At 68.4% G+C, this 10,646-nt stretch carries 10 protein-coding genes; 4 read left to right on the top strand and 6 right to left on the bottom strand.

The genetic code is table 11. The annotated features are described in order from the left end of the window. The first annotated feature begins 1 nt into the window (after position 1). Positions 2 to 1,336, top strand: a complete 1,335-nt coding sequence (locus ACWCP6_RS28195) for a glutamate-1-semialdehyde 2,1-aminomutase (protein ID WP_450935384.1) — start codon at positions 2 to 4, stop codon at positions 1,334 to 1,336. A gap of 22 nt (positions 1,337 to 1,358) precedes the next feature. Here ACWCP6_RS28195 and ACWCP6_RS28190 read toward each other — a convergent pair whose 3' ends face one another. Beyond that, on the bottom strand, positions 1,359 to 2,039 hold the full coding sequence (locus ACWCP6_RS28190) for a phosphatase PAP2 family protein (RefSeq protein ID WP_450935383.1): 681 nt from the start codon (positions 2,037 to 2,039) through the stop codon (positions 1,359 to 1,361). Between the two features lie 618 nt (positions 2,040 to 2,657). On the opposite strand from ACWCP6_RS28190, the gene ACWCP6_RS28185 reads away from it, so the two are divergent. Beyond that, positions 2,658 to 2,981: a hypothetical protein gene (locus tag ACWCP6_RS28185; protein WP_450935382.1), complete on the top strand. Its 324-nt coding sequence runs from the start codon at positions 2,658 to 2,660 to the stop codon at positions 2,979 to 2,981. Positions 2,982 to 3,161: 180 nt separating this feature from the next. On the opposite strand, the gene ACWCP6_RS28180 is transcribed toward ACWCP6_RS28185, so the two are convergent. Beyond that, positions 3,162 to 4,574 (bottom strand): aminotransferase-like domain-containing protein, encoded by a 1,413-nt coding sequence (locus ACWCP6_RS28180; RefSeq protein ID WP_450935381.1) that lies wholly within the window; start codon positions 4,572 to 4,574, stop codon positions 3,162 to 3,164. On the opposite strand from ACWCP6_RS28180, the gene ACWCP6_RS28175 reads away from it, so the two are divergent. Together ACWCP6_RS28175 and ACWCP6_RS28170 are read left to right on the top strand one after the other, a co-directional pair. After that, a complete protein-coding gene (locus ACWCP6_RS28175) occupies positions 4,573 to 5,001 on the top strand; it encodes a hypothetical protein (protein ID WP_450935380.1) in 429 nt (142 codons plus the stop codon). The two genes, ACWCP6_RS28180 and ACWCP6_RS28175, sit on opposite strands and share 2 nt — an antisense overlap. Further along, positions 5,001 to 6,305: an MFS transporter gene (locus ACWCP6_RS28170; protein ID WP_450935379.1), complete on the top strand. Its 1,305-nt coding sequence runs from the start codon at positions 5,001 to 5,003 to the stop codon at positions 6,303 to 6,305. The genes ACWCP6_RS28175 and ACWCP6_RS28170 overlap by 1 nt, the downstream gene beginning before the upstream one ends. Before the next feature lie 1,040 nt (positions 6,306 to 7,345). On the opposite strand, the gene ACWCP6_RS28165 is transcribed toward ACWCP6_RS28170, so the two are convergent. The 4 genes from ACWCP6_RS28165 to ACWCP6_RS28150 form a co-directional block, all read right to left on the bottom strand. Beyond that, a complete protein-coding gene (locus ACWCP6_RS28165; protein ID WP_450935378.1) occupies positions 7,346 to 7,567 on the bottom strand; it encodes a hypothetical protein in 222 nt (73 codons plus the stop codon). A gap of 781 nt (positions 7,568 to 8,348) precedes the next feature. Next, positions 8,349 to 9,338: a tyrosine-type recombinase/integrase gene (locus tag ACWCP6_RS28160; protein WP_450935415.1), complete on the bottom strand. Its 990-nt coding sequence runs from the start codon at positions 9,336 to 9,338 to the stop codon at positions 8,349 to 8,351. 217 nt (positions 9,339 to 9,555) lie between these two features. Next, positions 9,556 to 9,768 carry a helix-turn-helix domain-containing protein gene (locus tag ACWCP6_RS28155; protein WP_450935377.1) on the bottom strand — a complete coding sequence of 71 codons (213 nt, stop codon included), beginning with the start codon at positions 9,766 to 9,768 and terminating at the stop codon, positions 9,556 to 9,558. Between the two features lie 206 nt (positions 9,769 to 9,974). Next, positions 9,975 to 10,280 (bottom strand): winged helix-turn-helix domain-containing protein, encoded by a 306-nt coding sequence (locus ACWCP6_RS28150; RefSeq protein ID WP_450935376.1) that lies wholly within the window; start codon positions 10,278 to 10,280, stop codon positions 9,975 to 9,977. Positions 10,281 to 10,646 lie beyond the last annotated feature (366 nt).

The following is a 10,646-nucleotide window of genomic DNA, read 5'->3' as shown; positions in this document are numbered from 1 at the left end:
CGTGGGAACCGACAACACCGAAGAGCCCCTCCTGCCCCGGTCCCGGATGGCGAACGAGCGGCTGCACGCCATGATCCCCGGGGGCGCGCACACCTACGCCAAGGGCGACGACCAGTACCCGGAAAACCTGGCACCGGTCATCAGCCACGGCCGCGGTGCCCACGTGTGGGACATCGACGGCAACCGCTACATCGAGTACGGCTCCGGCCTGCGGTCGGTCAGCCTCGGCCACGCCCACCCACGCGTGATCGAGGCGGTGCGGCGGCAACTCGACCGCGGCAGCAACTTCGTCCGGCCGTCCATCGTGGAGGTGGAGGCCGCGGAGCGCTTCCTGGCCACGGTGCCGACCGCCGAGATGGTGAAGTTCGCGAAGAACGGCTCCGACGCCACCACCGCCGCGGTGCGCCTCGCCCGCGCCGCCACCGGGCGCCCCCGGGTGGCCATCTGCGCCGACCATCCGTTCTTCTCCGTCGACGACTGGTTCATCGGTACCACGCCGATGTCGGCCGGCATTCCGGCGGAGACCAACGACCTCACCGTGACCTTCCCGTACGGGGACCTGGCCGCCACGGAGGAGCTGCTCACCCGGTACCAGGACGAGGTCGCCTGCCTCGTCCTCGAACCCGCCACCCACACCGAGCCCCCACCCGACTACCTCGCCGGCCTGCGCGAGCTGGCCGACCGGCACGGCTGCGTACTGATCTTCGATGAGATGATCACCGGCTTCCGCTGGTCCGAGGCGGGCGCCCAGGGCCTGTACGGCGTCGTCCCCGACCTCTCCACGTTCGGCAAGGCGCTGGGCAACGGGTTCGCCGTCTCCGCGCTGGCCGGGCGCCGCGACCTGATGGAGCTGGGCGGGCTGCGTCACTCCGGCGACCGGGTGTTCCTGCTGTCCACCACGCACGGTGCGGAAACGCACTCGCTGGCCGCCGCGATGGCCGTGCAGACCATCTACGTCGAGGAGGGCATCACCGCGCGGCTGCACACCCTCGGCGAGCGGTTGGCCGCCGGTGTCCGCGACGCCGCGGCCACCATGGGCGTCGGTGACCACATCGTGGTCCGGGGCCGGGCAAGCAACCTGGTCTTCGCCACCCTCGACGAGAACCGGCAGCCGTCGCAGCAGTACCGCACCCTGTTCCTGCGCCGGCTACTCGCGGGCGGGGTGCTGGCCCCGTCGTTCGTGGTGAGCAGCGCGCTCGGCGACGCCGACATCGATCACACCGTCGACGTGGTGGCCCAGGCATGTGCGGTGTACCGGAAGGCACTGGACGCCGCTGACCCCACCCCCTGGCTGGCCGGACGACCGGTGAAGCCCGTGTTCCGCCGCTTGGCATGACGTGACGTGATATGACGTGATGTCAGCGACGCTCCCACCGACCGGCGTCGGCCATCCGGTCGACCAGCCGGTCGGCCATCCGATCGACCAGCCAGGCGGTCGCCGGTATCACCGCCAGCGCGGTGCACCAGCCGCCGAGGACGTCGGTCGGGTAGTGCGCGCCGAGGGCGATCTGCGCCCAGCCCATGGCGGCGCCGGCAACCAGCGCCGCGGCGAGCACGAGTAGCGTGCCGGCCGCCCTGCCGAGGCCGAGCCGGCCGGTCGCGAGCAGCGCCACCACCAGGGCGAGCGCGGTGAGAAAGGCGGTGTGCCCGCTCGGGTAGGACAGGTACCCGTCGTGAATGGTGCGTCCCACCACGGACTTGAGCAGCGTCGCCGTCCCCACGGTCATGCCGACGCCGGCAACGACGAGCACCGCTGCGCGAGGACGCCGAAGCAACAGGCAGCCCGTCACGATGGCCACGACCAGTGTCGCCGATCCCACGGGCTCCCCCAAGAAGTCCATGGACAGGGCGACTTGCCGCCACGGCGGCCGTACACCGTCCACCGCCGCCCCGACCCGCGCGTCCACCATGCCGGGCGTGCTGTCGTCGGCATACAGGACCCCGAGCACGACGACGACCAGCGCGGCGATGGCCGCAGTCAGCCCGAGCCACACGCGCAGCGACGGGGGCAGCACCGCGGGCGCCGACCGGCCGGTCACACGCACACCGCGTCCGGTCGACCTGCGGTGCTGTGCCGTGATCGGCAGATGGGGCCCACCTGGTGGTCCGGGCCCGCGCCGCGCGCATCACGTTTCGGGCTCCGGCCGCCAGCTGCCGCTACAACCCCGGCGAAAGCCCGCACACCGTCGCAGACCATCCGGCCGATGCGTTGCACCTCCCCCTCCCGTCGGGGCTGACGCCATGTCACCCGCCGCTGGCGCGATGCCGCGCCCCCGAGAACTGCCCTCTTGGGCCGGGCCGGCTTCCGGGCCCGCTCCGGCCAGGCGATCCAACGCCACTGACGCTGGTCGACGTGGCCTTCGGCCAGCCGTCGGTACCTGAACAGCTTCGCACACCTCGTGCACGAGGGAGTCGGTCAGGGCGGCGATGAGCATCGAGGGCAAGGCGCCCCTGCGCTCCACCGCGGAAGCGACGGTGTGGAGGTGATCAACTCACAGATAACGAGGATGAGTCGGGTCATCTGTCGGGGCATGATCTTCAAGGCCCGCAAAGGGATATGTGTACCGGACCGGAAGGGACTCTGCATGTTTTTGTCGCTGTCCACCAGCGCATGGATTGTGATCGCGGCAGGCGCCACTCTCGTCAACCTGGCCGCTATGCAGTGGATCATCCAGATACCGAAGTACCGCAGGAGACAGTTCTGGCTTCCGGTCATCGGCATCGTCTGCATCGGCTCGCGCAGCCTCGCCGAGAGCCACGATGTGGCCGCCACGCTCTACCTGTATGCGGCGACCATGGTCATGTTCCCGCTCATGCTCGCCCCGGTGCGCGGCCGGATCACCAGTGACTACTACCGGTGGGTCGAGGACCCGACGACGAAAGTCAGCAAGTCGACGATGGCATGGATCATCTCGTCCATAACGATCATGCTGATCGTCATCAGTGTCATCTGGGTGGTCGGCAAGAAGGACGGCGTCTGACGGCCTGGCAGCGGTGGCCGTTGCACACGCGTCCTTGGCCCGTGCATCCGCAGAGGCGAGGAGCGCCACGGCGCACGCGGCGACGGTGCCCAGCGCGGCCACACGTGCGGAACGGCGCAGGGACCGCATGCAAGGGCGGCGCGGCACCGCTCGGCGGACACAGGACGTGCTGCCCGCGCCTCATGCCGTAGCGCATGCTCGTGCCGCCTCACCGAGGCGATGGACGCCCTCGGCGAGGTCGGCGAGGTCCTCCGAGGCCGCGAAACCGAGCCTCAGGCAGGCGCCCGATTGCTCGGCCGGGAAGTGGCGGGCGCCCGCGTTGACCGCCACACCATGAGCCCGTGCCGCGTCCGCGACGGCGGAGTCCTCAAGGCCGGGCGGGAGCTGGACCCACAGATGCAGGCCACCCTCCGGGATCCGGGTCGGCGTCCAGTCGGGCAGTTCGCGCGCCAGGCTTCCGGCCAGTACCGCACAACGCTCCCTCAAGTGCGTGGAAAGAGCACGCAGATGCCGGTCCCACGCGGGAGTGCTCAGCAGCTCCAAGGCCGCCTCCTGCAGTGGCCTGGCGACGAAGAAGTCGTCCACCCGGCGCATCCCCTGCAGTCTTCGCATCACCGGTCCACGGGCGATCACCGCCCCGATGCGCAGGCTGGGCGAGGCCGGCTTGGTCAGCGAGGTCAGCTGGATCACTGTGCCGTCGCGGTCGTCCGCGACCAGAGGGAGAGGTACCGGGCCGCCGTGGCCGAGGTGGCGGGCGAAGTCGTCCTCGACGAGGAACGCGCCGGCGGCGCGGGCCACGTCCACGACCTGGCGGCGTCGCGTCGGCGCGAGCACGGTGCCGGTCGGATTGTGGAAGGTGGGCTGGCAGTACAGCAGCCGGGACCCGGTCACAGCGAAGGCGTCGGCCAGCAGGTCGGGGCGGATACCGTCGCCGTCCATCGGTACCGCCACCGGCCGCAGCCCTGCCGCGCGGGCGGCGGCCAGCGCACCCGGGTACGTCGGCGACTCCACCAGCACCGGACTGCCCGGCCCGGCCAGTGCCCGGAACAGCATCGACAGTGCGCCCTGGCCGCCGCCGGTGACCAGCACGTCCTCCGGGCCGACCGCGCTTCCCGCCGCTCGGGCGAAGACCGTGCGCAGCGGCGCCAGGCCCGCGGCGGGTGCCCGGTCCCAGGAGCCGGGACGGCGGGCCGCGCGGGCCAGCGCCGCGCTCAACGCCCGTTCCGGGCGGAGCGATGGGTGCAGATAGCCGCCGGCCATGGGGATCACGCCTGCGGGCGGCGCATCCGAAAGGCCGTCCGCGACACCCGGATCGAAGTCACGTCCGGCGAGTGCCACTGCCTGCCAGGAGGTGTCCGGCGCGTCGGCGGCCGAGCGAGCGCGGCGCGGGGCGACGTAGGTGCCGCTGCCCGGGCGGGTGACCACCTCGCCCTCGGCGGACAGTTGGGCGAACGCCTTCGACACCGTCACCGGGCTGACGCCATGACGCATCGTCAACTCGCGGCTGCTGGGCAGCCGGTCACCGGGCACTAGACGGGCGATCTCCGAACGGAGTATCCCTATCAGCGCCTCAGTACTGCTACTCTCTGACATGAGACAACAGAGTAACGCTTCTCTCCCCGCTGGAGAATCGCTCCTCGACACGCCGGCGGAGATTGCGGCGCTGCGCGCCGACACCCCGGACTGCGCGTCGGTCATCCATTTCAACAACGTGGGCTGCGGCCTGGCGGCCCGCCCGGTCCTCGCGGCGATGACCGACCACCTTCGACCGGAGGCGGACACCGGCGGATACGAGGCTTCCGTCGCACGGGAAGTCCAGGTCCGCGACTACTACGCGTCGACCGCCGACCTCCTGGGCACCGGACCCGGCAACATCGCCTTCGCCGGCAGCGCGACCCGTGCGTACACCAAGGCGCTGTCGGCGATCGACTTCCGGGCCGACCACAACACCGAGGACGGGGTCGACACGGTCGCCGCAGCCGTCGCCGAACTCGCCGAGCACGGGCAGAGGACCCGCTGATGGCGTCGGCGAACGTGACGGAGGCCGACCCGGCGGCCGCTGCCGGTGGGCCACCCAGGACCCTCTGGCACAACGGCGACTTCCTCAAGTTCTGGCTGGGCGAGACCGTGTCGCTGCTCGGCACCCAGGTGACGACTCTCGCGCTGCCCCTCACCGCCATCCGCGCGTTCGGGGCAAGCGACGAGCAGGTGGGACTGCTGCGGTTTCTGCAACTCGCCCCCTACCTCGGCCTGGCCCTGGTCTTCGGGGTGTGGGTGGACCGCGTCCGCCGGCGCAGGGTCATGCTCGCGGCGAACCTGGTCCGGATGGTCCTGCTGGCGCTCGTCCCCGTCCTGTACTGGGCGGACGCCCTCAGCATGGTCACCCTGACGGTCATAGCGTGCGCCGTCGGTGTCGCGTCGGTGCTGTTCGACGTGAGCTGGATGTCGTACGTCCCCACCCTGGTCCGCGACCCCGATCATTACGTCGAGGCGAGCGCGAAGATGGGCGTCAGCTCCTCCACGGCGGATGTGGCAGGGCCCGGTCTGGCAGGCGTCCTGGTGTCGGCGCTGAGCGCACCGGTGGCACTGGTCGTGGACGCCTTCTCGTACCTGGTCTCCGTGATCTCCCTGCTGCTCATCCGCACACCCGAGCCACGTCCGGAGCAAGGCGTTCGCCGCCACATCTGGTCGGAGCTGCGGGAGGGCCTCCGCTGGGTCATGACGGACAGGATCCTGCGAGCCCTCGCGCTCGTCGGGTTCTGCTGCAACTTCTCCATGATCACCGTATGGACGATGTTCCTGCTCCATGGCACACGCGACCTGCATCTCGCCCCGTCGGTTCTCGGTGGCATCTTCGCCACGGCCTCGGTGGGCGGCCTCATCGGCGCGTTGATCTCCGGACGGGTGATCAAACGGTTCCGTCTCGGACGCGTCTACTTGCTGGCCCAGTCGGCCCTGCTGCTCGGCCCGAGCCTCCTCGCCACCGCCGCCGGACCGAGCCGGCTGGTGATCGCGATGTGCGTGGCGTCGTTCTTCGTCACGTACCTGGGACTCGGCGTCGCCAATGTCATCATCGTCAGCCTCCGGCAGACGAGCACTCCCGCGTCGATGATGGGGCGGATGACCGCGGCTTTCCGGACGCTGCTGTTCGGCGGAGGCGCGCTCGGCGGACTGTCCGCCGGTCTCCTGACCGGCGCGCTCGGCGGCGGAGGCGCACTGACCGTCGCGGCGATCGGCTCCGCCGCGGTGGCAATCGGACTCTTCGCGTCCCCGGTCACCGGGCTGGCAGCGCTGCCGTCACCGGCCGAGCCGGGTATGCACTGAACGCCAACGCCCTGGGATCGGGGGGCTGTACGTACAGAGGCCCCTCCGCAGTCCGGACGGAAGGGCCTCTGGCCTGGAGCTCCTCTGTGCCCCCGGCAGGATTCGAACCTGCGGCACCCGTTCCAAGCGTGGTGCGCTCGCCGGCGGGATCGTCCCGCTGCCTCCATATCGGGTCAACTCGATCGAGGATCAGCAAGCGCACTTGCGTTGAGAGACGGCTTCTGAGGCCCGGAGACGAGGAGTTGCTCGGCTGGGATGACCCTGACCAAGACATGGCCTTGGACCAACACGCTTTCCAACTGTGTTGGTGGGGTGGTGGACTGGTGCAGGGGGTTCACCTGCATTCGTGGACGGCTCGGGCCCCTGTTGCGCTGGGCCCGAAGTCTCGCCTGAACGCCCCGGCCTACCGTCGAGCGGAACGAGGACCAGGTCGAGATCCTTGACCGCCGCACAGTTGCTCGCGCTCGTCGGTGTCGTACTCGCCGCCGTGGTGGCTGTCGTCATCGATTGCGTTGAGGCGTAGGACGACTCGCTTGATGGTGTCGAAGACCTGCTCGTCGGATGGCTCTGCGAGCGCGCTCAGGTCCCTCCCGAAAGTCTGAAGGGCTGCGTCGGTAGCCCGCAGCGGCGACTCCGGGTAGACCTGCGCCACGCCGGCACACTCCAGGTCCGATGTCCGGCTGCCAGCGTCCGAACGACCGCGAACAGGGCTGAATGAGACGGAACCCGAGACGGCCGCACTCCTCACCGCAGCACCGCAGACAGTCCGCGAGTCGCTGTGGAAACCTCCGCTAGCCAGCCTTGGGCCGCGCCGCACGCGTGCCCGGTGCGGGCTCCTGCGCGTCCTCGGACCAGAAGATCTCGTCTTCTCCGAAGTCCGGGGCCTGGAAGGGATTTGTCGCCGGAGGCGGCGATACTGCAGTGGAACGGCGGGGTTGCCCTTCCAGAGCGGAGAACAGCGACGTCGGGTCGATGAGAGGTCTGCCTTTCGTTACAGGTCCTTGATGGGGCTTGGCGTGCCGTGACCGGGCTCAGCGGTCCTACAGCTTGGTCATCTTGGCGTACGGGCTCAAGATCCGCATTTGCGCCGAGCCGAAATCCACGAGCGCCGCGATTCCGTCCTCGATGCCGACTACCCGGCCGAGGCCGTACACGTCATGTGTGACCTGGTCCCCCATGGCGAAGTGCTTGGGAGCCGGTGGAACCGGGGCCTTGAAGGGGCTGGTGGGCAAATGACGCTTCGGTGCTGCGGGCTTTCTCATGGCTCAGTATGGGCCTACGTGCATCCTGCTCGCTGTGGCCGTCGACACAGATCCGGACGGGAACAACCGGATCACGGCACTGACCTGGTGTTTCGAGACCCGGTGCGGCCGCGGCACGGTTGTGGCACGAACCTCCGCCGACGACAGTCAGCCACGAGTGCGCCGGCGGACGGCACCGTCACGGCGTGAGCATCCTGCCCGTCCGCATAGGACGCAGGCCCTGAATCCCTCCACCGGACCCGCCGGCCCGGCCCAGGACAGCGCAGGCTTCATGCTCTCTGTCGGCCTCCAGCCGCTCGAGGAGCACACGCCGCACGAGTCCCGAGCCGTACCGTGTCCCGACCCGAACCAGCAGGTCAGGCGCCCTTGGCCACCGGCTCAAGAATCGCCACGCACTCCACATGATGCGTCATCGGGAAGATGTGCAGTCAGCCCATCACAAGGGAACATGCAGGTCAGAGGCCACTTTCGAGGAGATCGCCCCTCTGGAGGCGGGCTCCGTGCGTCAAACGTGCGTCACGCTCCGGGCCGTGCGTCAGAGGCGTCCGTCCGACCATGATCCAAACGAGCGCGGCAGCAGAACAACGCTCCCATGCGCGCCCCAGTCGGATCAACCAGCAGGGCGCCCATGGCAACCTGCTCCGCAACGGCGGCGACAGCATGCGCCCGCGCATGCTGTCGCCGCCGAAACTGCTCGTTTGAACTCTACTGATCAGCACGAAAGGCCCTGCCGGTTCGGAGTGAACCGGCAGGGCCGATAGTGTATGAAGCATCAGGCGGGCTAACCTGCGACTACGGCGCGCCAGCCAGAGCGACGCCGCGACTCAGGGACGGCATCTGCGGGAACGACGAGCTGCGATTCGAGTCGCGTCCACGCGCCAAGAACCGCCTGGTGGGCGTCGGGCGCGAGGTGAGCGTACCGCTGAGTGGTCTGATAGCTCTCATGCCCCAGCAGGTGCTGCACCTCGTACAGCGACACGCCCTTCTGTACGAGCCACGACGCGCACGTGTGGCGCATGGAGTGCGGTGGATACTCCGGCACGGCTCGCCGCCTGCCGCCCTCGTCAAGATAGCGGGCGTCGCGTACGGCAGGCCACCACGTCTGACGCCGCCAGTTCCCGTCATTGAGCAACCGACCCGCTCGCCCCTTGGTGACGGTGGTGAAGACGACACCGTCACGGTCTCGTCCATGCATGTGCCGTGCGAGGGCATCAAGCACGTGATCCGGAAGAGGGACTTCGCGACGACTCTTCGCGGTCTTGGGGTACTCCTTGATGCCCGATTTTGAGTTCACCTCAACGACGAATAGTCGTGACCTCAGCCAGTCAATCCGCTTCCCATGGAGCCCCGACAGTTCACCCCACCGGAGACCGGTATAGAAGCCGAGCAGGGCCATTGTCTGCCACGGCTGCGGCAGCTCATCAAGGATCGCCTGGGCCTGACCGAGCGTGAACCACTCCGGAGGCTTCACTACCTCCCGAGGCAGGTCTATGCGTCGGCATGGCGTAACCGAGATGATGTCCTCATCAACCGCAGCCTGCATCAGCGAGTGGACGAGGTTGTACGAGCGCCGGATCGCTGATGCACCCTTTTCCTCGAGCACCAGCTTTCGGATCCACGCCTGCATGTCAATGCGACCTATTGCCCGCATTTCCCAGTCCGCCCAATATGGCATGACATGGTTGCGTATAGAGGATGCATCCCCGCGGAGTGTATGAGGTTCGACTACGCGCGCGTCCCACCAGCGATCGTGCCACTCCTTAAATTTGATCTTGCCTGCGCGGGGATCTTTGTGGATGCCACGCCGATACTGCGCTTCAAGCTCATTTCCCCAGGCACGAGCTTGATCTTTGAGGGTAAACGTTTCTGTCCGTCGATCACCCGCCGGAGTCCTTACAGTTGCTTGCCATTTCCCGGAGGGAAGTTTGCGCAGGTAGGGCATGGAACCTTTCGCTAATCGTGTCGAGTCTTCTACGCCACAAACGTCCTTACGAGGCGACGGGCCCGACAACGGAATGAGTACGACGCCTCTCCATAAGGGCCTGAACATCGCACCCGGGGATCCGCACACGGGAACGTTCGACCCCCGTACGGAGGTCAATCACTGCAAGCTCACCGAGGGCGATGTATCGGTATACGGAGCGCCGACTCACGTCGAGTATTTCGGCGACACTCCGAACGGAATGCAGCTTGTCGCACATCAACGAGCGCCTTTCGACTGGGCCGCAGTTGCCCTTCCGAGGCAGCGGGCATGGCAATGGTCAGGTCCACACCTGTTCCACCGCCAAGCAGTCAGTGCAGACGCCCTACACGATCCGGAGAATCCCCGGTTTCGCTAACCGGGGATCGTCTGCTATGTATCGCCCTGCGCCACGGGGCAGGGCCTCTCGCTCTGATCCGAGGCCGGTCAGACCGCCAGTCGATAGGACCGCAGGGCAGGGGTCGCGCTGTCAGTGGCGAGCACCAGCAGCCCGTCGTCGGTGAGGCGGTCGAGGTTCTGAGCGACGACTCGCTCTGAGACCCCAATGGCTCGGGCGACATGGCGAGTCGTAGCTCCAGGGTGCGCCGCGACGTGCGCGAGGACCGCGCGGTCGCGGTGGTAGCCGCGCTGCAGCAGGTCCTCACCGAACAGCCCGGCCGCGCAGACGCACAGGCACAGTGCCGTGGACAAGGAGACGTAGTCCTCGGTCTGTTGGGCCGTCCACGCGTTCATGGCACCGAGCGCCAAGAGGATGGGGGCGGTAAAGCGGGCAGATCGGATAGCGGGGTTCGGCAGGTGGACCTCCGTGGGGTCGGGCGCTCTGTCATGAGGCCGAGTGGCGCGGGCTGCGGGCTGTCGTGGGACTGGTCGGCGCGCCGCCGCCAGAAGCCCTACCCCTTGGCTGACCTGGTGTTTTCCGGGCCGTTGTACGTTGACATGGTCCCGGAGGAGGTTCCAGTCCTTTGGGGCTCTTTCTCGTCTGCCGTGGGCGAATGCCCCGCCGGCGCCGCACGTGAGGCGCCCGTCAGCTGGCCCCCTCCGGGCGACGGAACGGCGATCTCTTCGCTTCCTCGAGCCTTGGGGAGATTTTCACTGCCA

Source organism: Streptomyces sp. NPDC002004, from assembly GCF_053593975.1.
The sequence above is the reverse complement of the archived record's forward strand: the minus strand, read 5'-3'. Positions and strand labels throughout refer to the sequence as shown.

What these genes read in the sequence shown, in the direction of transcription:
- ACWCP6_RS28150 (WP_450935376.1), bottom strand. Translation starts at nt 10,280, where the DNA reads ATGAACGCGTGGACGGCCCAACAGACCGAGGACTACGTCTCCTTGTCC.
- ACWCP6_RS28165 (WP_450935378.1), bottom strand. Translation starts at nt 7,567, where the DNA reads ATGAGAAAGCCCGCAGCACCGAAGCGTCATTTGCCCACCAGCCCCTTC.
- ACWCP6_RS28170 (WP_450935379.1), top strand. Translation starts at nt 5,001, where the DNA reads ATGGCGTCGGCGAACGTGACGGAGGCCGACCCGGCGGCCGCTGCCGGT.
- ACWCP6_RS28180 (WP_450935381.1), bottom strand. Translation starts at nt 4,574, where the DNA reads ATGTCAGAGAGTAGCAGTACTGAGGCGCTGATAGGGATACTCCGTTCG.
- ACWCP6_RS28175 (WP_450935380.1), top strand. Translation starts at nt 4,573, where the DNA reads ATGAGACAACAGAGTAACGCTTCTCTCCCCGCTGGAGAATCGCTCCTC.
- ACWCP6_RS28155 (WP_450935377.1), bottom strand. Translation starts at nt 9,768, where the DNA reads ATGTGCGACAAGCTGCATTCCGTTCGGAGTGTCGCCGAAATACTCGAC.
- ACWCP6_RS28185 (WP_450935382.1), top strand. Translation starts at nt 2,658, where the DNA reads ATGCAGTGGATCATCCAGATACCGAAGTACCGCAGGAGACAGTTCTGG.